The organism is Gracilibacillus lacisalsi DSM 19029 (genome assembly GCF_000377765.1).
GTDB lineage: Bacteria > Bacillota > Bacilli > Bacillales > Amphibacillaceae > Gracilibacillus > Gracilibacillus lacisalsi.
This window is the reverse complement of record NZ_KB898668.1, coordinates 238,333-262,095: the sequence shown is the minus strand read 5'-3', so window position 1 is coordinate 262,095 and position 23,763 is coordinate 238,333. Positions and strand designations below refer to the sequence as shown.

Here is a 23,763-nt window from a genome sequence, read left to right as displayed (position 1 = left end):
ATGTACAGGAAACCATCGCTGCGGCTGCCCGCTTCCCTTTCCGTGGGGTTTTACCTTCAGCTAACTTTTCCAAGCAAAAACCGCTTGAAAAAGTGGATCTTCAGGTAAAACAGTCCCACAGGAGTTGAAGCGGGCGGCCTCCGCTATAAAGCAGCTCTACAACGTATGTGACAGTTAACTTTTTGAGGTTTTATACCATGTGAAATAAAAGACGTAATGTCCGTACGTTAAAACAATGTAGAACGTTATTTAGCGTAGGCGTCCACTTCGATTCCTGTGGGATCAGCGTGATCTGAAGATCCACTTTTGTAAAGCGATCTTCTTTACAAAAGTTAGCTGAAGACTCGCCCCACGGAAAGCGAAGTGGACAAGCCGCAGCGGTTGTTACGCCTATTATTCATGTCAAAATGACTACTTTGAACAGGACCAGCGGGGTTTGCCCCGGTTTTTCTTATACCATTACTTTACACATATCGTTTGTCAAGGCTACTGGGTCTTCGATAGGGAGGCCTTCGATAAGTAATGCTTGGTTATATAAAATATTGGTATATAGTTTAACTTTTTCTTTGTCTGATTGGTGGGCTTGTACTAGTGCCTGGAAAATCTCATGTTTGTTGTTGATTTCCAATACTTTTGTTGCTTCAATGTTCTGGTTATCAGGCATTTGCTTTAAGACTTTTTCCATTTCAATCGAAACATCACCTTCAGCTGATAAGCAGACAGGATGTGTTTTTAGACGAGTGGAAAGCTTAACATCTTTTACTTTGTTGCCAAGTATTTCCTTCATTTCCTCTAATAAATCTTTATGTTCTTCTTTTTGTTTTTCTGCTTCTTGTTTCGTTTCTTCATCTTCTAGATCAAGGTCACCACTTGATACATTTTTGAATTCTTTGTCATCATAGTTCATTAGCATCTTAATAGCAAATTCATCGACTTCATCTGTAAAGTATAGAATTTCATAGCCTTTATCTTTAACCATTTCTGTTTGTGGTAATTTTTCGATGCGGTCATGTGATTCACCAGTTGCATAATAAATATGTTCTTGATCGTCTGGCATACGTTCCACATATTCTTTTAGTGTCACAAGCTTTTGCTCGCTGGAAGAGTAGAACAGTAATAAATCTTTTAGTTTATCCTTATTGGCACCAAAGTCTGCATAAACACCATATTTAATTTGACGCCCAAATGCATCATAAAATTTCTCATATTTTTCGCGGTCATTTTTCAGCATGCTTTGTAAATGGTTCTTGACTTTCTTTTCAATATTTTTGGCAATTAATTTTACTTGGCGGTCTTGTTGCAATATCTCTCGAGAAATATTTAGTGAAAGATCTTCTGAATCGACAATTCCCCGTACGAAACTGAAGTGATCGGGTAAAAGATCAGCACATTTTTCCATAATCAATACGCCGTTGGAATAGAGTTCTAATCCTTTTTCGAAATCCTGTGAGTAATAGTTAAATGGTAATTGTTCAGGAATATAAAGAATGGATTGGAATCTTACCATACCGTCTACACTGATATGCAGGTGGCTTAATGGCTTATCAAATCCGAAATGTTTCTCTTGATAGAAGCTTTCGTAATCTTCATCACTTAGCTCTTGTTTATTTTTACGCCAGATTGGCACCATGCTATTAAGTGTTTGATCTTCGATTACATCTACTAATTCTTCTTCATTATCCTCTTTCGGTTTCTTTTCAGTAACCTCCATCTTAATAGGATAGCGAATAAAATCAGAATATTTTTTGATGATTGATTTCAATTTATATTCTTCAAGGAATTCATCATAGTTTTCTTCTTCAGCATTTTCTTTTAGTTGGATAATTATTTCAGTTCCAACATCCTGTTTGTCATAAGGTTCGATTGTATAGCCTTCTTCACCATCAGATTCCCATTTATAGCCTTGATCACTATGAAGTGCACGAGTATATACGGTTACTTTTTCAGCAACCATAAAAGAAGAGTAGAACCCTACACCAAATTGCCCAATGATTTCTTGTCCATCTTTCATTTCTACTTCATTTTTAAAAGCAAGAGAACCACTTTTAGCAATTGTACCTAAGTTATCTGCTAATTCTTCCTTTGTCATTCCAATACCGGTGTCTTTAACAGTTAACGTACGATTATTTTTATTAGGTTCAATTCGAATATAGTAATCATCTTTATTGAAAGAGATACTATCATCTGTTAAAGCTTTATAGTAGATTTTATCAATTGCATCACTAGCATTTGAAATAAGTTCACGTAAAAAGATTTCCTTTTGTGAATAGATGGAATGTACCATCATTTCAAGCAATCGCTTCGATTCAGCTTGGAATTGCTTTTGTTCCATGTTATTTTCCTCCTTATGATACTTGTTTTATGTATTTTTAGCACTCTTGTTCACTGAGTGCTAACACATAATAATTATCACAAAACCCTTGTAGTGTCAAGCGCAAAAGCGGTTTGACTTCTTGGTAACAATCACTTATTTTAAAAAAGAAACAGTATTTTTTTGTTTTTTTATGATAAGATGTTCTTATGAGAAAAGTTGTTCGGTTCATAAAGGGGGAAGTCAACATGGCCTTTGATTACCAAACGCCACGTTATATGCACGTGATTGAACAAATTAAAACCAAAATTAATGATGGAGAGTTAGAACCTGGTGAGCGATTGCCATCCGAGATGGACTTTGCCAAGCAGTTAAATGTATCGCGAAATACATTAAGAGAAGCGCTCCGGATATTAGAAGAAGAAAATGTTATTATTCGTAAACATGGAATAGGCACTTTTGTGAATAAAAAACCTTCTTTTTCTGGTGGTATTGAGGAATTATTCAGTATTACCGATTTTATCAAAAGAGAGGGTAAAGAACCTGGAACTAATTTGCTTTTTCAGGGGATAGCTGATGCCGTTAGTGAAGATAAACAAGAATTAGAGTTAAATGATGAGGATCGAGTTTACCTTGTCAAACGTGTAAGGACAGCTGATGGTGAGCCATTGGTTTACTGTATTGATAAGGTGCCAGTTTCTTTAATTGGAGAGGACTATTATTTTGGAGAAGAATCGATGTTATATTCTTTTCAAGAGAAAAAAGGTATTACGATAAGTTATGCAAAGGCAGATATAAAAACGATAGGTTACCATCAGGAGGTATCCGAGATATTAGAATCAGATCCAGATCAGCCGCTATTGATTTTAAAACAGACGCATTATGACACGGATGACCAACCGATCTTATATTCATTAAACTTTTTCAGAGCTGATCAGGTAAGTTTTAGTGTCATTCGAAAACGAATATTTTAATAAAAACCATCTGATAAGGATGGTTTTTATATGGAACAAAAATATATTGACTTGTTGGACGTCTTACCTATATAATGAAACCGAATCCAATATATAAGGGTTCTTTTTATCGACAATAGGTTGTTGGACGTCCTATCAATTATGCATAGGAAAAATAGGTACATAAACAAGGACTATTTAAGAAAGGTGTGTCAGTACGATGAGAATGGTTGATTTAATTGCTAAAAAACGTGACGGTAAAGGTTTAACAAAAGATGAAATCGATTTTATGATTGATGGTTATACAAACGAGGAAATACCTGATTACCAAATGTCAGCTATGGCGATGGCTCTTTATTTTCAGGGGATGACAACAGAAGAGCGAGTAAATCTTACTATGGCAATGGTAGAATCTGGTGATCAAGTTGATTTGTCAGATATACAAGGTATTAAAGTAGATAAACATTCAACTGGAGGAGTTGGTGATACTACTACACTTATATTGGCTCCTTTAGTAGCATCTGTAGGTGTTCCTGTAGCAAAAATGTCTGGAAGAGGGCTTGGACATACTGGTGGAACCATTGACAAATTAGAATCAATTAAAGGGTTTCAAGTTGAATTAACAGCTGAAAAATTTAATCAACTTGTCAATCAACAAAAAGTAGCTGTTGTGGGGCAAAGTGGGAATTTAACTCCTGCTGATAAGAAATTGTACGGTTTACGAGATGTCACGGCTACTGTGAATTCGATCCCATTAATTGCTAGCTCGATTATGAGTAAAAAAATAGCTTCTGGTGCAGATGCAATTGTATTGGATGTCAAAACAGGATCAGGCGCATTTATGAAGAATTTGGATGATGCAAAACAATTAGCAAAAGCGATGGTGGATATCGGAAATGGAGCAGGTCGTGAAACAATTGCAGTTATTTCAGATATGAACCAGCCATTAGGTCATGCTGTAGGAAATGCACTTGAAATCAAAGAGGCAATAGATACGTTACAAGGAAACGGGCCAGAAGATTTATATGAATTGTGTTTAACACTAGGAAGTCAAATGGTATATTTAGCGAAACAAGCAGATTCTATTGAAGAAGCAAGAGCAAAACTAGAAGATGCAGTTGCCTCAGGTAAAGCATTAGAGAAATTTAAAACATTTGTGTCATCACAAGGTGGCGATGCATCAGTGGTAGATGCACCAAGTAAATTACCACAAGCAAAATATGTTATAGATATCAAAGCAACACATGCTGGTTTTGTTAAAGAAATAGTAGCAGATGAAATCGGTATTGCAGCAAGTATGCTAGGTGCTGGACGTTTAACCAAAGATTCACAAATTGATTTGGCTGTAGGGGTAGTGTTACAGAAAAAGATTGGTGATCAAGTATCAGAAGGGGAGACACTGGTTAAAGTATATAGTAATCAGGAAAATATCAAAGAAGTAGAAGAAAAAATCATCGAAGCTTATTCGATCAAAGCTGAAAACACAACACAACATTCATTAATTTACGATATTATTCACTAAGTAATACAAGATGAGTCTTTTATGCAAAGTAATAGGCTCTGCCTGAAGAGGTTGGACATCCTACATCAAAGTAGATAAAATAGGAGTGAAACAGCATGAAAGAGATTGTCCTTAGCTTACTTGCTGGAATCATTATCGGCATTGTCTTTAAATTCATGAAATTACCTCTGCCTGCTCCACCCGTACTCGCAGGTGTAGTTGGTATATTTGGTGTTTATTTCGGAGGACAGATTGTCGAATGGTTGAAGTCATTTTTTTAAAGAAAGGAAGAATACTATTGAAATCTTATAAACGAGTATTTTTAATTGTATTAGATTCTGTTGGTATTGGAGAAGCCCCAGATGCAGCACAGTTCAATGACAAAGGTGCGGATACATTAGGCCACATTGCTGAACATATGAATGGCTTACATATGCCTCATATTGGCAGGTTAGGTTTAAGTAATATTCGTGAAATTAAAGGCATCGAAAAAGCAGAGCAGCCGAAAGCACACTACACAAAAATGCAAGAGGCTTCAAACGGGAAAGATACGATGACAGGACATTGGGAAATCATGGGCTTGCATATTGACCAGCCATTTCAAACATTTCCAGATGGATTTCCAGATGACCTAGTACAACAATTAGAAGAGAAAACAGGACGAAAAGTTATAGGTAATAAACCAGCTTCTGGTACCGCCATTATCGAAGAGTTAGGTGAAGAACATATGAAATCAGGAGATCTGATTGTGTATACATCAGCTGATTCTGTCTTACAAATTGCAGCACATGAAGATATTATTCCGATTGAGGAACAATATCGAATTTGTGAGATCGCACGTGATTTAACGAAAAATGAAACATATATGGTTGGCCGCGTTATTGCTCGTCCTTTTATCGGTGAACCAGGCGCTTTTGAGCGTACCTCTAATCGTCATGATTATGCATTGAAGCCTTTTGGTAGAACGGTCATGAATGAATTAGCAGATTCGGACTATGACGTGATTGCATTAGGGAAAATATCTGATATTTACGATGGTGAAGGGGTAACAGAAGCCATTCGTACAAAGGACAATGCTGATGGTATGGAGAAGTTCATTCAGTCAATGGATAAAGACTTTCATGGATTGAATTTCCTCAACCTAGTTGATTTTGATGCGAAATATGGGCACCGTCGTGATCCTCAAGGTTACGGAGAAGCATTGGAAGCATTTGACCAACGTTTACCAGAAATGCTAAAAAAATTGCAAGATGATGATCTTTTCATTATTACAGCGGATCATGGTAACGATCCTATCCATCACGGAACAGATCATACGAGAGAGTATGTCCCGCTTTTAATTCGTCATAATCAAATTACAAATGGTAAACAATTAGAAATAAGAGAAACATTTGCTGATATTGGTGCTACCATTGCTGACAATTTTGGTGTAACATTACCAGTAAACGGGAAAAGTTTTCTGAAAGAAATTGAGTAATAGGAGGCTGTTTGAAGTGAACCAGTTAGCTGAAGCAACTGCATATCTACAAGACAAAATAAAAACACAACCTAAAATTGGTTTAATTCTGGGATCGGGTTTAGGTATGCTAGCAGATGAAATAGAAAACCCAACTAAAATCAAATATGAAGAAATTCCAGGATTTCCAGTATCAACTGTTGAAGGACATGCAGGACAGTTGGTAATTGGAAAATTGCAAGGTGTCGATGTTATCGCCATGCAAGGGCGGTTTCATTACTATGAAGGTTACGGACTAGATGCGGTAACATTCCCTGTTCGTGTTATGAAAGAATTGGGTGTTGAAAAGTTAATCGTAACAAATGCTGCAGGTGGTGTGAACCGATCTTTAGAACCAGGAGATCTCATGTTGATTACGGATCATATCAACAACACTGGACAAAATCCATTAATCGGAGAAAACGTTCATGAGCATGGAGTTCGATTCCCTGATATGTCAACTGCATATGATCGTGACTTACAAGTAGTAGCAAAACAAGCGGCTGAACAACTAGACATTACCTTAAAAGAAGGTGTCTATGTTTGGAATACTGGACCAAGTTATGAGACTCCGGCAGAAATCCGCATGTTAGATACTATTGGAGGAGATGCTGTTGGGATGTCGACTGTACCTGAAGTTACTGTTGCTCGTCATGCGGGCATCAAATGTGTCGGTATTTCTTGTATCTCCAATATGGCGGCAGGAATTTTAGATCAACCATTAACACACGATGAAGTTATTGAAACGACAGAAAAAGTTCGGGAATCCTTTTTACAATTTGTAAAACAGCTAATACAAGATATTGGCTAAAATAAAAGGGGGAGAACGAGATGGAAAAACAATTAATAGAAGAGGCTAAAAAGGCACGTAAAAAAGCGTATGTACCGTATTCCAAGTTTAAAGTAGGCGCGGCGTTATTGGATGACAAAGGAAACATTTTCCACGGTTGCAATATCGAAAATGCTGCTTACTCGATGACTAATTGTGGTGAAAGAACTGCTTTATTTCATGCCTATGCAACAGGTTCTAAGAAATTTGAAATGATAGCTGTCGTGGCAGATACAGATCGCCCTGTATCACCGTGTGGAGCATGTCGTCAAGTTTTGGCAGAGCTTTGTGAACCTGATATGAAAGTGCTATTAACGAATCTTCAAGGAGATGTACAAGAAACGACGGTTAGGGAGTTACTTCCAGGTGCATTTATTGCTGATGATATGTCCAATGTAAAATAATGAAGGAGGATGAACATGACTTTAGCAAACAAAATTGATCATACTGCATTAAAACCAGATACAACAAATGAACAAATTGAGACGTTATGTAATGAAGCGAAAGAATATGGTTTTTACTCTGTTTGTGTTAATCCGACATGGGTTAGCTATGCAAAAGAATTATTAACCGGTTCGAATGTAGCAGTTTGTACGGTGATTGGTTTCCCATTAGGTGCGACGTCTTCGGCAGTTAAAGCTTTTGAAACGAAATATACTATCGAAAAAGGTGCGACAGAAGTTGACATGGTAATAAATATTGCAGCCTTAAAAGATGGAAAACATGAGCTAGTTCAACAAGATATCGAAGCAGTAGTACAGGCTGCATCTGGAAAAGCATTAGTAAAAGTAATTATTGAAACATGCTTATTAACGGATGAAGAAAAAGAAACAGCCTGCCGATTAGCTGTTGCAGCAGGAGCTGATTATGTTAAGACATCTACAGGTTTCTCAACTGGAGGAGCTACAACAGAAGATATCGCCTTAATGCGTAAAACAGTCGGACCAGATATTGGGGTAAAAGCTTCTGGTGGCGTACGTGATTTAGAAACAGCACAAGCAATGGTCGATGCAGGCGCTTCCCGAATTGGAGCAAGTGCCAGTGTAGCGATTGTAAATGGTGAAGAAAGTAATAGTGATTATTAAGATTAGTGGATACAGCAGTGCTGTATCCTTTTTCGTTGTAATATAGAGGGAGTATATAATCCGCGGTATCAACGCATTTGTAAGCAGAGTAGCCATTTTGAAATAGCTTGTACAGGAAACCATCGCTGCGGCTGTCCACTTCCCTTTCCACGGGATTTTCGCTAACCTAACTTTGGTAAGCAAAGAGCGCTTACCAAAGTGGATCTCAGTCGATTAGCTCCAGAGCCGCTACGTTTCTAAGCGGGCGCTCTGCGCTTTTCTTAAATGGTAAGAAAGTATATAATCAGCGCAATGACCGTGTTTAACGAAGTAGTTATTTTGACATATTTTAAGTGTATTTGCCAACGCTCCGACTAATTACTTCGCTTTCCACGGGCACGGCCTCAACTAACTTTGCAAAGAAAAACACTTTGCAAAGTGGATTTTCGGCTCGCGCAGTTCCCGCAGGAGTCTCCGTAATTAGTCTCCGCTATGAGAAGGTGCAACAATTCTTGTCAGAAGTAATAGGTTGCCTTTTATACAATGGATAAGAGCGAGAATCGCTATCCATAAGTATAAAAGCAGCTATGTTACTTCATGCTAGAATTGTAGAACAGACCTTAGCGAAGGCCGTTCACTTCCACTCCTGTGGGAATTGTTTGACCTGAAGATCCACTTTTTCGAGCGGTTTTGGCTCGAAAAAGTTAGCTGAAGGACAAACCCCACGGAAAGGGAAGTGGGAGCCGGAGCGGTGGTCAAGCTGTTCAAATATTTCATCATTACTACTAAAGTAATAAAGGACCGGCGGGGTTTGCCAGTTTTTCTTAATTGGATAACTATAGTCAAGCAATTAAAGTACTAAAAACTGAAACATTATAAGGATTGAACTCGTAAATGAACTATCGATTTATTAAAGGGGAGTTAACATGGAAGAACTTACTTTTAACAAAGAAAATGAGGGGAAAGATCTGAAAGACAATGTAGAATTAGGCTGGGGTGGCGTGATTGGCTTTTTCTTATCATACCTTGGATTTGTACTAGTGCTAGGCTTTATCCTAGGAATCATTGCGTTGATATTAGACGGAGGAACGGAAGGATCCTATACGAGTTTATTGATGCAAAGTCATTACACGTTAATCATAGATGCTCTAGGTATTGTGATCGCACTATTAATATTTAAAAAGGTGCGGCATTTTCTGAAGATGTCCTTTTCATGGAAACCACTAAAAAAAGCGAAAACATATTTATATCTTTTTATAGCATTTGTTTTTACTTACATCAGTCAATTTCTTATTCTCCATGTGTTCAAGTGGGAAGAGGGAGCAAGTCAAATTGATACATTTGGTTTAGAAGGGATGTCAGATCATTGGTTTAACCTTCTCTTATTTTACCTTGCATTTACTTTGCTAACGCCAATTAAAGAAGAAATTATGTTCAGAGGCTTAGTACATAAATTTTTAAATGAAAAATATTCCTTTTGGATAGGACTAATAGTATCTGCTGTGATTTTTGGAGCATTACATCCGGGACATTTTATATCCGCAACCATAATGGGGATGATTTTCGTTGGGTTATATCGTTTGACTAAGTCATTAGTAGTTCCGATTATGCTCCATATTCTTTGGAACATATACGCAGTGACTGGAATGTTAGCGTTGTTAGATATTATTTAAGGAAGAAATAAATACATAATCCATCATTGACATGCTCATCCTAGAAGTAGAACAGTACGGAATTTTCAACCTAAAAATTTTCAACTGTGAAAGGGTGTTGCCTTGTGCAATGGGATTGGATTTGGAAAGCTGTTTTAATTATTATAATAGGAACGTTTCTTCTTCGGATAGCTGGCAGGAAGTCAATATCTCAAATGACATTAGCACAAACTGTTCTGATGATTGCGATAGGGTCACTGCTTATTCAGCCTGTAGCAGGTGAAAATATCTGGGTTACATTCGGCATAAGTGCAATTTTGATTATTACATTAATTGTGATGGAATATGTACAAATAAAATCGGATAAGGCTGAAGCTTTAATCACAGGTAAATCCAATGTATTAATTGAAAATGGCCAACTTATTGAAGAAAATTTAAGGAAATATCGTATATCAGTAGATTTATTAGAGATGTTGTTACGGCAACAAAATGTTCAAAAACTCAGCGATGTAGAATCGGCAACATTGGAACCGAATGGACAATTAGGATACATGTTAAAGCCTGAAGCTCAACCAATGACTAAAGGTGATTTACAACAACTAGTTAACCAATTACAACAATTGCAACTAAGCATTAACACCCTACAAAATAATACAAATCCTAAGGATAATATATTTCAGGAGGTAGCGGATAAGCAACACCAAACACCACCTCCTAAACATTTAGAGTAGATTATGTAGGACCAACCTCTGGTGGTCCTACATAATGTTTTTTAAAGCTCTATAGGAATTTTTACATTATTGATCATATAAAATCGACTTGATATCATTCTCATCTAAATAATCTTCATATTTTTCATGTGCGTCATTGACACCAATATATTTTCCATCCATTCCAGCTAATAGAAATCCTTCGAGTTCCTCTACGCTTCCGACCTGTTCTTCTGAATGATAATACATATTATCATAATCTTTTTCAGTATCATAAAAGTCTGAAGGGCCATCAGAGGAGCCGTACATTTCTACACTTTGCCATGCGTCTTCACCATCAAACATCGTATGATCATCACCTTCTAATTCCTGTTCATCGATATTGGAGTGGAGAATATCTTCTTCGATCGGTCTTTGCTTTTTGACATCATGTTCTGCATGCTTTATACATCGAGTAGTAGTAGGCATTGCCATCATACGTTCTGCAGGTATATCACTGTGGCAGATCTCACATTTTCCATACGTTCCATTGTCAATAGCTTGTAATGCTTGTTTGATATCAGATAGCTCTTTTTCCTCGTGTTCGTTAAGTGCAATGTCTTTTTCTCGTTCAAATAGCTCTGAACCTGTATCAGCTGGATGGTTATCATAATTGGATAATTCTGAAACGGATTCTTTATTAATGGCTTGTTCTAATCCGAAATGATCTTTGAGATGCTCTTTCATTTCTTTTTTTCGTGTTAATAATTCCTGTTTGCATTGTTGTATTTCAGTGGGATGTAGCAAATATTACACCTCCTTATATCTGTTAGTATGTCCGAATCTTCATATCCCACTAAAGATGATTTTGGAAAATGAAATGGATAAAGGAAAGAAGAGAGGAGAGGATATATTAGAAGGGCATTTTAAAAAAGCTGACCTCCTTATCTTAAGGAAATCAGCTTTTTAGATTAACCTTTTGCTTCTTCAAATTGAGATATCTTATCTTCATGGGTTAGAGTAACAGCAATTTCATCCCATCCATTTAGAAGCATTTCTCGCTTATAGTCGTCTAAATCAAAAGAAGCTTCAAAGCCTTGAGTGTCATAGACTTTTTTTGCTTCAAGGTCTACAGTTAAGTGATATTGACTGGCTTCCGCATTGTTAATTAAGGTCTGTACCTCATCTTCTGTTAATTTAACAGGTAAGATACCATTTTTTGTACAGTTGTTATAAAAAATATCAGCATAACTTGGAGCTATAATTACTCTAAAGCCATAATCTTGTAATGCCCATGGAGCATGTTCACGGGAGGATCCGCAACCGAAGTTTTCTCCGGCTACTAAGATAGATGTTCCTTGATATTTTGGCTGATTTAAAGAGAAATCGTTACGCAATTCACCGTTTGAGTCAAAGCGCCAGTTATAGAAAACGAATTGACCAAATCCTTGACGTGAAATTCGTTTGAGAAATTGTTTAGGAATGATTTGATCAGTATCAACATTCGCGCGATTCAAAGGGTATACTAGCCCTTCGTGTTTACGAATTGGTTCCATTTTGGTAGCCTCCTTTAACATTTAGCTTGGTGTTGGAATGGATAAATGACGAACATCAACAAAGTGTCCTTTGATTGCAGCTGCTGCAGCCATTTCCGGACTTACTAAGTGTGTACGAGCACCAGTACCTTGACGACCTTCAAAATTACGATTAGAAGTAGAAGCGCAACGTTCGCCCTCCGGAACAACGTCATCGTTCATGGCAAGACACATACTGCAACCAGCATCACGCCATTCAAAACCAGCATCTTTAAAGATGACATCGATCCCTTCTTTTTCGGCTTGAGCTTTGACACTATGGGAACCAGGTACAACAATGGCACGAACATTAGGATTCACTTTGTGTCCCTTTACTATTTCAGATGCTCTCTTCAAGTCTGCAAGTCGAGAGTTAGTACAAGATCCGATAAATACGTGTTCAATTTCAACAGAAGAGATTGGTTCGCCACCTTCAAGGCCCATGTACTCTAAAGCACGCGTTATTTCTTCACGTTCATTCTCATGATTTGCATCATCAACAGTTGGAACGTTTGCGCTCACGGGAATACACATACCAGGGTTTGTTCCCCATGTAACCTGTGGTTCAATTTCGTCCGCATCAATTTCGACTTGCTCATCATAAATGGCACCTTCATCTGTTGCTAATGCTTTCCATTCTTCAACAAGCTGCTCGAATTCTTGACCATCTGGAACATGGCGTTTTCCGCGTAAAAATTCAACAGTAGTGTCATCCGGGCTGATCAAACCTGCACGAGCACCAGCTTCAATCGACATGTTACAGACTGTCATACGACCTTCCATAGACAGATCTCGAATTGCTTCTCCGGTATATTCGATAACATATCCAGTACCGAATTTAACACCAAATTTACCGATAATTGCTAAAATTAAGTCTTTTGCTGTTACACCTGTACCTAATTTACCATTGACTTTTACATTTAATGTTTTTGGTTTTTGTTGCCAGATGGTTTGGGTAGCTAATACGTGTTCCACTTCACTGGTACCAATACCAAAGGCTAATGCACCGAATGCTCCGTGAGTAGAAGTGTGGCTGTCACCACAAACAATTGTTTTACCAGGTTGTGTCAATCCTAATTCTGGCCCGATTACATGTACGATACCTTGATCTGGATGATGGATATCAGCTAAAGGTACACCAAACTCTTCACAGTTTGCTTTTAATGTCTCCATTTGTGTTTTGGATACTTCATCTTTGATAACATTACGGTGGATCGTTGGTACGTTATGATCCATGGTTGCAAAGGTGCGATCAGGTCTGCGTACTTTTCGGTTGTTGATTCTAAGCCCTTCAAACGCTTGAGGGGAAGTAACCTCATGGACTAAGTGTAAGTCAATATATAAAAGATCAGGTTTCCCTTCTTCATGATGAACGATATGTTTTTCCCAAATCTTTTCAATAATAGTCTTTGGTTTTCGCATCTGTTTCACTCCTTACGTAATAGTTTTTATCAACATAAAGTTGCTTTGTTCAGCACTATAGTAGTTGTTCACTTAGAAAAAGATCGGCGTTTATCTATGTGGAATAGGTACGCCGAAGTTTCCGTCTTCTTATTGGATTGCGTCAACGATTAACTGTGTCATTTCGGTTGTGTTGACTAGCTTTCCATTGTCATTTTTCAAATCTGCGGTGTGATAGTTTTGATTTAATACTTTTTCTACTGCATCTTCAATTGCTTGTGCTTCTTCATTCATATCAAATGAGTAGCGAAGCATCATGGCAGCGGAAAGGATCATCGCAATTGGATTGGCAATACCTTTACCAGCAATATCAGGTGCAGATCCATGCGCAGGTTCATATAAGCCAACACCGTCTTCAGCTAAGCTAGCAGAAGGGAGCATCCCAAGTGATCCAGTTAGAACAGAAGCTTCATCACTTAAAATATCACCAAACATGTTCTCTGTAACTATCACATCAAACTGTGTCGGATTCGTGATCAGTTTCATTGCCGCAGCGTCGACTAATACGTGATCAACGGTGACATTTGGATATTCTACCTTTTTTTCCTCGACAATTTCCCTCCATAGTTTACTAGATTCTAACACATTTGCTTTATCAACAGAGGTTAGGTGGTTATTGCGTAACTCTGCACTTTGAAAAGCTTTGTCGATAATACGTTCCATCTCTTTTCGTGTATATGCTAATGTGTCAACAACAGCATTCCCATCATCAAGACGTTCACTTGGTCTTCCGAAATATAACCCGCCAGTTAGTTCACGAACAATTAATAAGTCACTGCCTTGTATGATTTCTTCTTTTAGTGGAGATGCATGTAAAAGATTTTTGAAGCCTTTAACAGGGCGCAGGTTCGCATATAAATCCAGTGCTTTACGGATACCTAGCAAACCACGTTCGGGTCTTAAATCTGAAGGGTTATTATCCCACTTCGGACCACCTACTGCACCTAATAAAACAGCATCAGCACTTTTGCAAGCTTCTACCGTTTCGTCAGGGAGGGGAGTGGCGTGATTATCAATGGCAACACCACCGATGTCGTATGAAGAAAATTCAAAAACTTTATGATATTTTTGGCTAATTGCTTCTAGGACTTCTTTGGCAGCATAGATAACTTCTGCTCCAATTCCATCACCCGGAAGCAGGACGATTTTTTTGCTCAATTCATTGACCTCCTACATAACGACTTAGATTGCTTTTTTTTGGTAAATAGCTCGGTTTACACCGTTTAGATATGCTTGCACAGCAGCTTCTAACACATCTTGTGCGGAACCACGTCCACTTACAGTCTTTCCATCAACAGTTAAGCTGACATGTACTTCTGCGAGTGCATCGCGACCTTGACCAATTGAATTTAGTTGAAAATCAGTAAGGTGTGTTTCTTCTGTAATTATTTGATCTAATGTGTTATATAGTGCTTCCACACTACCTGAGCCTGTGCTCGTATCTTCTACTTGCTCATTATCAGGAGTAGTAAGTGATACTGTTGCACTTGGTTGATCATTCGAACCATATTGAACTTGGAAATTTTGCAGTTGATAACGTTTCACATTCGAGGTATCTGTTTGAATGTCAGTAAGGATTGCAAACAAATCATCGTCTGTGACTTCTTTTTTACGGTCAGTTAATAATTTAAACGCCTTAAATGCTTCTTTTATTTTGTCTTCTGGAAGTTCGTAACCAAGCTGCTTAATTTTATCTGTAAATGCATGACGACCTGAGTGCTTACCTAATACAAGGTTATTAGAATGAACACCGACTAATTCTGGGGTAATAATTTCATACGTTTGCGCATTTTTTAATACACCATCTTGGTGAATGCCAGATTCATGTGCAAAAGCATTTCGGCCAACAACCGCTTTGTTTCCAGGTACCGTCATACCAGTGAATTTACTCACCATATCACTAGTACGTTTAATTTCATTTAAAACTAAATTAGTATAATAAGGATAATAATCATTGCGAATTTTTAACGCTACAGCAAACTCTTCCAATGATGCGTTTCCTGCACGTTCACCGATACCGTTAATTGTACCTTCGACTTGAGTAGCACCATTTTCTACTGCGGCAATAGAGTTAGCCAAAGCCATCCCTAGGTCATCGTGGCAATGACAAGAAAGGTCAACTTTATCAATGTTTGGTACATTTTCTTTAATATACTTAAACATGGCACCATATTCACGTGGCATAGTATAACCAACTGTATCAGGTAAGTTAATCACGGTAGCACCAGCATCGATGACTTTTTCAATAATCTTTGCAAGGAAATCTAAGTCAGTACGTGATGCATCTTCTGCAGACCATTCAACATGATCAAAAAATTGTTTACCGTATTTGACCATTTCGACTGCTGTTTCAATCACTTCTTCTGGAGTTTTCTTTAATTTATATTCCATATGAATAGGGGAGGTGGCAATAAAAACGTGAAGTCTAGGATGAGTCGCATTTTGTAAAGCATCGCGACAAGCATCAATATCGGATTTAACGGCACGAGCTAAACCAGTTACAGATACATTCTTCACCGTTTCAGCAATTTTTTTTACAGCTTCAAAATCGCCTTTGGAGGAAGCAGGAAACCCTGCTTCCATAACATCTACCCCAAAGCGTTCTAATTGTTTAGCAAGCTCTAATTTTTCTAGTTGATTGAGATTGACACCAGGTGATTGTTCACCATCACGAAGTGTCGTATCAAAAATCTTAATTTGAGTCATTAGAGACCACTTCCTTTTTATTAATTGCCTTTTGTTTAACAAATGGCATTAATTCACGCAGTTCTCTACCTACCTTCTCAATTTGATGTTCGCTTTCTGCTTTCTTAATAGCAGCATAACGAGGACGGTTAGCTTGATTTTCAAGAATCCAACCTTGAGCGAATTTACCTGTTTGGATGTCAGATAATACTTCTTTCATACGTGCCTTTGTATCTTCATCAACAATACGTGGACCTGACATGAAGTCACCCCATTCAGCAGTGTCAGAAATAGAGTGGCGCATGTTCTCTAATCCACCTTCATATAGTAGATCAACAATTAGTTTTAATTCATGTAGACATTCAAAATATGCAACTTCTGGTTGATACCCAGCTTCTACAAGCGTTTCGAAACCAGCTTTTACAAGAGCAGAAGTACCGCCGCAAAGTACAGCTTGCTCACCAAATAAATCTGTTTCCGTTTCTTCTTGGAAACTTGTTTCAAGAATACCAGCACGGCCTGCACCGATTCCTTTTGCATAAGCTAGAGCCACATCTGTTGCTTGACCTGTTGCATCTTGGAAAATACCATAAAGTGCAGGTACACCAGCACCTTCTTCATATGTTCTACGTACTAAGTGACCAGGCCCTTTCGGAGCTACAAGAAATACATCTACATCTGCTGGAGGTACGATTTGATTAAAGTGAATATTAAATCCATGCGCAAATACTAGGGCATTTCCTGCTTCTAAGTTTGGTTCAATTGCCTCTTTATAAATGGATGGCTGATATTCGTCAGGAAGTAAGATCATAATAACATCTGCTTCTTTAGATGCATCTGCTACAGATTTTACATCCACACCATCTTCTACCGCTTTATCCCAAGAACGACCTTTACGAAGACCAACCACTACATCAAAACCACTTTCTTTCAAGTTCAATGCATGTGCATGGCCTTGAGAACCATAACCGATAATGGCGATCTTCTTAGATTGTAATACCTCTTCATTAATATTGTTGTTATAAAGTACTTTAGTCATAATAAACTACATCCTCTCCATTAATTTTATTTTATTTATAATAATGTGATTATTATTATTAACCTAATAGTGATTGAAAACTGCCATCTGTATTGGGCTGTTGTCCACGAACAAAAGCAGTTAAGCCTGTGCGTGCTAATTCTTTAATGCCATATGGTCGTAGCAGTTCAATTAATGCTTCTACTTTATCTGGCTTACCAGTAACTTGGATGGATAAGCTATCTTTACTTACATCAATAATCGAAGCCCTGAATGGTTCAATAATACCTTGAACCTCTGCACGTAATTGGCCGTTGCTGACAATTTTTATCAATGCAAGCTCACGTGCAACAATAGCTTTATCTGTTATATCCGAAACTTTGATAACATCTATTTGCTTGTTAAGCTGTTTCGTTACTTGTTCTAATTTTTGTGAATCTTCAACCTCAACAACGAAAGTCATTTTACTCATACCTTCTGTTTCAGTTCTGCCAACAGAGATACTTTCGATGTTAAATTGACGTCGTTGTAAGAGACTTGTTATGCGGTTTAATACACCACTGCGATTTCTCACCGTTGCAGTTATAATTCGTTTCATGGTTTCACCCCAATCATTTCATTTAGTCCTGTACCAGGTGCTATCATTGGGAATACATTTTCCTGCTGCAAGACGCGAGCATCTACTACTACCGGACCCTCATAATCGAAAATCTCAGGCAATGCTTGAATAAACTCATCTTGAGTTGTTACTTGTAATCCTTTAACATTGTAGGATTCTGCCAACTTAACGAAATCAGGTTGAATGCTAAAAATGGATTGTGAATAACGCTCGGAATAGAATTTTTCCTGCCATTGTCTAACCATTCCTAATGCTTGATTATTTACAATAATTACTTTGACTGGCAAGCCTTTTTCTTGCAGTATCGATAATTCCTGAAGCGTCATTTGGAAACCACCGTCACCAACAATAGCTACAACGGTCTCATCAGGCTTAGCAAGCTGTGCACCAATTGCTGCTGGAAAGCCAAAACCCATAGTTCCTAAGCCACCAGATGATACCCATTTGTCGGGTTTGGTGAAGGTGTAATATTGTGCTGCCCACATTTGATGTTGCCCGACATCAGTTGTCACAATGGCATTTCCTTTGGTTGCCTCGTGGACTTTCTTAATAACCCATTGTCCGATCATCTCTTGATCAGGGTTATTGAACCATAGTGGATAGCTTTCTTTGTTTTCGTGAATGCGGACAAGCCATTCATCATGCTCAGGATGTTGGATATCATGGGATAAAAGTTTCTTTACTGCTGCCTTGGCATCTCCAACAATCGGAATATCTGTAGCAACGTTCTTACCAATTTCTGCTGGATCAATATCAATGTGAGCTACTGTTGCGTTCGGAGCAAAGGATGTTAATTTACCGGTTAAACGGTCGTCAAACCTTGCTCCAATGTTGATTAATAAGTCACATTCATACAAAGCGGTATTGGAAGCGTATGTCCCGTGCATACCTGCCATTCCCATAAATAATGGATGGTCACCAGGGAATGCTCCTAAACCTAACAGAGTAGAGGCGACAGGTAAAGAATACTTTTCAGCAAGCTCTTGGACTTCCTCAGAAGCTTTTGCAAATAAGATACCTGCACCTGTTAGTAAAACTGGTTTTTTCGCCTTACCAATCGCTTCAGCAAGTTTTTTCGTTTGCAATGGGTTCGGTTTGGTTGTTGGTTGATATCCTGGTAGATCCAATTCTACATTTGGTTTGAATGCTGCTTCAATCACCTCACCAGATATATCTTTCGGCATATCAATTAATACTGGTCCAGGACGGCCTGTTGTTGCAATATGAAACGCCTCTTTGACGATGCGAGGTAAATCACTAACATCGCGAACTTGATAGTTATGCTTTGTAATTGGCGTAGTCACACCCATTACATCTACTTCTTGAAATGCGTCCGTTCCAATTACTCCTTGGGCAACTTGACCCGTAATGATGATCATCGGCAAAGAATCAATCATTGCATCAGCAATACCAGTTACTAAGTTAGTTGCACCAGGTCCTGAAGTTGCCACAACAACACCAGGCTTACCAGAAACTCTTGCATAACCTTCTGCTGCATGTATAGAACCTTGTTCATGTCTAGCTAGGATTTGATCGAAAGCATCCTGAGCTTTATAAAGAGCATCGAAAATAGGCAAAGCTGCTCCGCCTGGGTAACCGAATAATGTATCGACACCTTCGTTAATTAACGATTCGACAAGTAAATCAGCACCTGTTTTGGGTTCATTATAGTCTGTAGCTGATTGTACTTGCTTCTGTGTTCTTTCCATTATAATCCCTCCTAAATGTTAGAATCTGAAAAATTAAATATAATATAATCATTTCATTTTCATTATATATAGAAAAAAGGCCATTTCTAACTTGTTCTTGCTACCGAAATAGCAAATAACAAGGGAGAAAAGGCCTTTCTTTTCACGGTACCACCCTGATTCGCAATATTCTTACAAATATTGCCTTATGAAGCTACATTTTATAAATAGCTTCATTTTGATAACAGGTGTGTGAACACCTGGCTATGCTTACTAGGAAAGTCTGTTCAACATAGCACTCTGGGATGAGTATTCGGAAAAGGGTGTATTACCGAGCTTCCACCATCCTCGGCTCTCTTTCAATACATGATCCTAATCCTTTGTTCCCGTCAACGCTTTATATATATTCTATAATTTATACTATACGATTGATTCTATCCTGTCTACAGATATTTTTTAAAAAATGTTTAATTTTCTGAAATATCTGATTGACGACAATAATACAACCAAAAAGTCGTTTGGTCAACCGTTTTTTAATAATTTTCTGACATTTCTTTCGGGGTGCAATGACCGTAAGCGATTACAATGTTGCTGTTATCTTGTTTTAATCTGACAATCTTTTTTTACGTTTTACATGCTGCTAATTAGTTATATATAATAGAATGGTTAGAATGGAGAGATGAACATGTCGCAATTGTGTATTATTCCTTGTGGGAAAAAGAAAATATGGGATAAAACCCCTGATATCGGTCCGACTCAAGCAAAATATGCGTACATAGGTGTATTGCATCGTTTATGCCGTCAATATGTTGAATTGTATTTCGAAAATTGGGTTATTATATCTGGAAAACACGGTTTATTATTACCAGATGATACGGTACCGGGTAACTATGATGTCACATTTCGCCCTAATGATCCAGATGTAATATCGGTTAATCTATTACGAAATCAATTAAAGGAAAAGGGGCTTGATGTATTTCACGATATTGTTGTGTTGACAGGAAAAAAATATCAACCAATTATTAATCAGACATTTCAGCAAGCAGATAGTATTCAATATCCTTTGTTAGGAACAAAAGGCATTGGCCAGATGCAAGGATTATTAAAGAATAGCATTGAGAATAACCAAGCTCTACATACTATAAGAGAGGAGTCTTAATATGAAAGCATATGTTGTCCAAAACGGGACATATCAATTAGTAAATATGCCTGAGCTAGAGCCGAAAGCGGGGCAAGTTTTAGTACGATTAAAATCAGCAGGGTTAAATCATAGGGATTTGAAAATAAAAGATCGTGTTGGTAGTAATCCAGAACCATATATTCTTGGATCTGATGGAGCTGGTGTGATTGAAAAAGTTGGCGAAGGATCTTCTCGGTTTGAAATGGGGGAGGAAGTAATTATTAATCCAGGCTTAAACTGGTATAATAATTCAGAGGCACCACCGAAAGATTTTGAAATCGTGGGAGTGCCATTTAATGGTACATTCGCTGAAAAAATTCTTATTGAAGAAGATTTTGTTGAAAGAGTACCAACTCATTTAAATTGGGAAGAAGCAGGAACTTTTGCTTTATCTGCCCTTACTGGTTATCGTGCATTATTTACACAAGGACAAATAAAAGAAGGGGAAACATTATTTATTCCTGGAGTAGGTGGGGGAGTAACATCCTTTATCATCCAGATGGCTAAAGCAGTAGGAGCAAGAGTGATAACTTCTTCGAGAGATTATGATAAATTAAAGCAAGCAGAGCAACTAGGCTTTGATCGTGGAATCTTAACTGATGAAGATTGGAAAAATGTCTTAGCTGATGAACAGATTGATATCGTGATTGAAAGTATAGGAGGTGCTACGTTTAACAAGTCATTAGAAGTACTGAAAAAAGGTGGCAGAATAGTTACTTTTGGTTCATCTACTAACGATGAGATTACATTTAATTTGCGTTCGTTTTTCTATGGGCAATACAAACTAATTGGATCAACAATGGGAAGCAGGGAAGAGTTACGCGAGTTGATTGATTTCATCGAAAAACATCATATAAAACCACTACTTGATAAAGGATATCCATTGACTGATATAAATAAAGCCTTTAGCCATTTAGAGTCACAAAAGCAGCTAGGCAAAATATATATTTATATGTAAAAAGCTAAACGGCGTATGCTGCGAGGTACAAATGATTCTGGGCTGAGCGTACGGACATTTGTTCCGTTATTTGTGAAAAAGATGCTGTTTTTTGGATGTTTGCGGACATCTATTCCGCTATTCACTGAAAAACAGACTAATTCTTACCTAATGGAAGCAAATAACGGATTAAATGTCCGTTAATACTGAAAAACGGGTGATCTTCCATCAAATAACGCACTAAATGTCCGCTCAACATTAACTGGTTTATTTAGCCCTTTGCTTTGAAGAAGATGGCGCCTATCATTCCGAAGATGATTGCTGCAGAAATACCTGAACTTGTTACTTCAAACATACCTGTTACAACACCTATCAATCCGTGTTTCTCCGCTTCTTCTAGTGCACCGTGAACAAGTGAGTTACCAAAACTCGTGATCGGAACTGTAGCACCAGCTCCAGCAAAATCAATTAATGGCTCATATAACCCTAGCCCATCTAAAATAGCTCCAGCAACAACTAATGTGCTTAATGTATGACCGGGAGTCAGTTTCCCTACATCCAGTAATAGCTGACCGACTACACAGATAAGCCCCCCAACTATGAAAGACCATAAAAAAACCATTCTAAATCACCTCTTTTTTAAGCATTTTCAATAGATACTGCATGTGCAATACACGGTATTGTTTGTTTTTGTTGAACGGTTAGTGGGGATAACAAAGCTCCTGTAGCAACAACTAAAATACGATTGCATTCTCCCTGTAACAGCTTATTGATAAAGTGGCCATATGTAACCACTGCCGAACATGCTGGCCCACTAGCTCCAGCGAATATAGGTTGATCAGATTTATAGATGATTAACCCGCAATCAACAAATTGATTTTCGTTAATTTGATCATTATTTTGTTGGAATAAATCTAAGCAAATTTCACGGCCAACTTTAGCGAGATCTCCGGTTATGATGTAATCATAATAATCTGGCGAAATATTTCGATCCTTCAAATGTCTAGTAATGGTATCATAAGCAGCTGGAGCCATAGCACCACCCATATTAAACGGATCTTTTAAACCTCTATCCACAACTTTTCCAATCGTTGCAGATGTTACTTTTGGACCTGTACCATTCTTTGAAAGAATAGCTATACCAGCACCCGTTACAGTTAACTGAGCAGTATCGGGTTTTTGACTACCGTATTCATTCGGATAGCGGAACTGTCTTTCAACTGCGGAAGTGTGACTTGCCGCACCAGTCATCACATAATCAGCTTTCATTTGAGTCATTATTAAAGCAGCCATAGCTAATCCTTCCATTGACGTTGCACAAGCACTAAATACACCTAAATAGGGAGTGTCTAAATTTTTTGCTGCAAAGTTAGAGGGAGTTAACTGGTTAATTAGGTCGCCATGTAGAAAGTACTGAATGTCACTTAATTCCAAATTCGCTTTTTCAATGGCGTAGTGACATGCATCTTCGATCATATGTTGATGTGCAAGTTCAAATGACTTTTCATCCATCCATTGATCCGTATAGAAATAATCAAAGTCATTGGGGATATTTCCTTTTTCTTCTAAAGGTCCTCCAACTACTCCTGTTGAAATAATGGATGGGGGGGAATCAAATACCCAAGTTTGTTTACCTGTCATCATTATGCGCCACTCCAATAAGAAAAAATAGTTTTAATTAAAGCTATAATAAATGCAGAAAATACACCGAATAGAATTACAGATCCAGCAAGTTTAAACATATTTCCACCAACACCTTGTACAAATCCTTCTGTACGATGTTCTATTGCAGCAGAAATTACAGCATTACCAAATCCTGTTACAGGCACAGCCGTTCCAGCCCCTGCAAATTGAGCAATACGATCATAAACCCCAAATCCAGTAAGTAACATGGTGATAAATATTAATGTTGCAACTGTCGGATTACCAACAGTTTGTTCGGTGAAGTCAAAGAAGTACATATAGATGGTTGATATAACCTGTCCAATGACACAAATAAGCCCACCAATTAAAAAAGCCTTGATACAGTTTTTTAGTAATGGTCGTTTCGGTTCTTGGGCTTTTTCATAATCTTTGTAATTTGTTTGGTGATCTTTCATTGTATATC

The 23,763-nt window shown here is 37.8% G+C and carries 23 protein-coding genes; 11 read left to right on the top strand and 12 right to left on the bottom strand.

Going from position 1 to position 23,763, the window contains the following annotated elements; translation table 11 throughout:
* Positions 1–451: 451 nt before the first annotated feature.
* Positions 452–2,332 carry a molecular chaperone HtpG gene (htpG, locus tag D569_RS0112990; protein ID WP_018932865.1) on the bottom strand — a complete coding sequence of 627 codons (1,881 nt, stop codon included), beginning with the start codon at positions 2,330–2,332 and terminating at the stop codon, positions 452–454.
* Between the two features lie 227 nt (positions 2,333–2,559).
* Here htpG and D569_RS0112985 point away from each other — a divergent pair, with 227 nt between their 5' ends.
* The 9 genes from D569_RS0112985 (at position 2,560) to D569_RS0112945 (ending at position 10,536) form a co-directional block, all read left to right on the top strand.
* Positions 2,560–3,285: a GntR family transcriptional regulator gene (locus tag D569_RS0112985; RefSeq protein WP_018932864.1), complete on the top strand. Its 726-nt coding sequence runs from the start codon at positions 2,560–2,562 to the stop codon at positions 3,283–3,285.
* Positions 3,286–3,484: 199 nt separating this feature from the next.
* A complete protein-coding gene (locus D569_RS0112980; protein ID WP_018932863.1) occupies positions 3,485–4,786 on the top strand; it encodes a pyrimidine-nucleoside phosphorylase in 1,302 nt (433 codons plus the stop codon).
* Positions 4,787–4,881: 95 nt separating this feature from the next.
* Positions 4,882–5,046: a XapX domain-containing protein gene (locus D569_RS22855; RefSeq protein WP_018932862.1), complete on the top strand. Its 165-nt coding sequence runs from the start codon at positions 4,882–4,884 to the stop codon at positions 5,044–5,046.
* Positions 5,047–5,063: 17 nt separating this feature from the next.
* Complete coding sequence (gene deoB / locus D569_RS0112970; protein ID WP_026287322.1) at positions 5,064–6,242, top strand: phosphopentomutase; 1,179 nt, start codon at positions 5,064–5,066, stop codon at positions 6,240–6,242.
* A 16-nt stretch (positions 6,243–6,258) separates the two neighbouring features.
* The gene (locus tag D569_RS0112965; protein ID WP_018932860.1) at positions 6,259–7,071 is read left to right on the top strand and encodes a purine-nucleoside phosphorylase; all 813 of its coding nucleotides are present in this window, start codon (positions 6,259–6,261) and stop codon (positions 7,069–7,071) included.
* Positions 7,072–7,091: 20 nt separating this feature from the next.
* Positions 7,092–7,493 carry a cytidine deaminase gene (locus D569_RS0112960; RefSeq protein WP_018932859.1) on the top strand — a complete coding sequence of 134 codons (402 nt, stop codon included), beginning with the start codon at positions 7,092–7,094 and terminating at the stop codon, positions 7,491–7,493.
* Positions 7,494–7,502: 9 nt separating this feature from the next.
* Positions 7,503–8,174 (top strand): deoxyribose-phosphate aldolase, encoded by a 672-nt coding sequence (gene deoC, locus D569_RS0112955; RefSeq protein ID WP_026287321.1) that lies wholly within the window; start codon positions 7,503–7,505, stop codon positions 8,172–8,174.
* A gap of 905 nt (positions 8,175–9,079) precedes the next feature.
* A complete protein-coding gene (locus D569_RS0112950) occupies positions 9,080–9,826 on the top strand; it encodes a CPBP family intramembrane glutamic endopeptidase (RefSeq protein ID WP_018932857.1) in 747 nt (248 codons plus the stop codon).
* A gap of 104 nt (positions 9,827–9,930) precedes the next feature.
* Positions 9,931–10,536, top strand: a complete 606-nt coding sequence (locus D569_RS0112945; RefSeq protein WP_018932856.1) for a DUF421 domain-containing protein — start codon at positions 9,931–9,933, stop codon at positions 10,534–10,536.
* Between the two features lie 66 nt (positions 10,537–10,602).
* Here D569_RS0112945 and D569_RS0112940 read toward each other — a convergent pair whose 3' ends face one another.
* From D569_RS0112940 to ilvB, 8 genes are all read right to left on the bottom strand, one after another.
* Entirely contained in the window at positions 10,603–11,301 is a 699-nt protein-coding gene (locus D569_RS0112940) for a TraR/DksA C4-type zinc finger protein (RefSeq protein WP_018932855.1), read from the bottom strand.
* 164 nt (positions 11,302–11,465) lie between these two features.
* Positions 11,466–12,050: a 3-isopropylmalate dehydratase small subunit gene (gene leuD, locus D569_RS0112935; protein WP_018932854.1), complete on the bottom strand. Its 585-nt coding sequence runs from the start codon at positions 12,048–12,050 to the stop codon at positions 11,466–11,468.
* Positions 12,051–12,071: 21 nt separating this feature from the next.
* Positions 12,072–13,490, bottom strand: coding sequence for a 3-isopropylmalate dehydratase large subunit (gene leuC, locus D569_RS0112930; RefSeq protein ID WP_018932853.1), 1,419 nt, complete (start codon positions 13,488–13,490; stop codon positions 12,072–12,074).
* A 129-nt stretch (positions 13,491–13,619) separates the two neighbouring features.
* Positions 13,620–14,687 (bottom strand): 3-isopropylmalate dehydrogenase, encoded by a 1,068-nt coding sequence (leuB, locus tag D569_RS0112925; protein WP_018932852.1) that lies wholly within the window; start codon positions 14,685–14,687, stop codon positions 13,620–13,622.
* A 24-nt stretch (positions 14,688–14,711) separates the two neighbouring features.
* On the bottom strand, positions 14,712–16,235 hold the full coding sequence (locus D569_RS0112920) for a 2-isopropylmalate synthase (RefSeq protein ID WP_018932851.1): 1,524 nt from the start codon (positions 16,233–16,235) through the stop codon (positions 14,712–14,714).
* Positions 16,222–17,253 (bottom strand): ketol-acid reductoisomerase, encoded by a 1,032-nt coding sequence (gene ilvC / locus D569_RS0112915; protein WP_018932850.1) that lies wholly within the window; start codon positions 17,251–17,253, stop codon positions 16,222–16,224. Before ilvC ends, D569_RS0112920 begins: the two co-directional genes overlap by 14 nt.
* A 58-nt stretch (positions 17,254–17,311) precedes the next feature.
* Positions 17,312–17,830, bottom strand: coding sequence for an acetolactate synthase small subunit (ilvN, locus tag D569_RS0112910; RefSeq protein WP_018932849.1), 519 nt, complete (start codon positions 17,828–17,830; stop codon positions 17,312–17,314).
* On the bottom strand, positions 17,827–19,560 hold the full coding sequence (gene ilvB, locus D569_RS0112905) for a biosynthetic-type acetolactate synthase large subunit (RefSeq protein WP_018932848.1): 1,734 nt from the start codon (positions 19,558–19,560) through the stop codon (positions 17,827–17,829). Before ilvB ends, ilvN begins: the two co-directional genes overlap by 4 nt.
* A gap of 664 nt (positions 19,561–20,224) precedes the next feature.
* Between ilvB and D569_RS0112900 the strand changes: the two genes are divergently transcribed.
* Positions 20,225–20,698, top strand: coding sequence for a DUF6884 domain-containing protein (locus D569_RS0112900; RefSeq protein WP_018932847.1), 474 nt, complete (start codon positions 20,225–20,227; stop codon positions 20,696–20,698).
* A 1-nt stretch (position 20,699) separates the two neighbouring features.
* Positions 20,700–21,677 carry a zinc-binding dehydrogenase gene (locus D569_RS0112895; protein ID WP_018932846.1) on the top strand — a complete coding sequence of 326 codons (978 nt, stop codon included), beginning with the start codon at positions 20,700–20,702 and terminating at the stop codon, positions 21,675–21,677.
* Between the two features lie 250 nt (positions 21,678–21,927).
* Here D569_RS0112895 and spoVAE read toward each other — a convergent pair whose 3' ends face one another.
* Genes spoVAE through spoVAC form a run of 3 tightly spaced genes read right to left on the bottom strand, consistent with a single transcriptional unit; the run spans position 21,928 to position 23,755 of the window.
* Positions 21,928–22,278 (bottom strand): stage V sporulation protein AE, encoded by a 351-nt coding sequence (gene spoVAE / locus D569_RS0112890; protein ID WP_018932845.1) that lies wholly within the window; start codon positions 22,276–22,278, stop codon positions 21,928–21,930.
* A 17-nt stretch (positions 22,279–22,295) separates the two neighbouring features.
* A complete protein-coding gene (spoVAD, locus tag D569_RS0112885; RefSeq protein ID WP_018932844.1) occupies positions 22,296–23,300 on the bottom strand; it encodes a stage V sporulation protein AD in 1,005 nt (334 codons plus the stop codon).
* Positions 23,300–23,755 (bottom strand): stage V sporulation protein AC, encoded by a 456-nt coding sequence (gene spoVAC, locus D569_RS0112880; protein WP_018932843.1) that lies wholly within the window; start codon positions 23,753–23,755, stop codon positions 23,300–23,302. The genes spoVAD and spoVAC overlap by 1 nt, the downstream gene beginning before the upstream one ends.
* Positions 23,756–23,763: the final 8 nt, after the last annotated feature.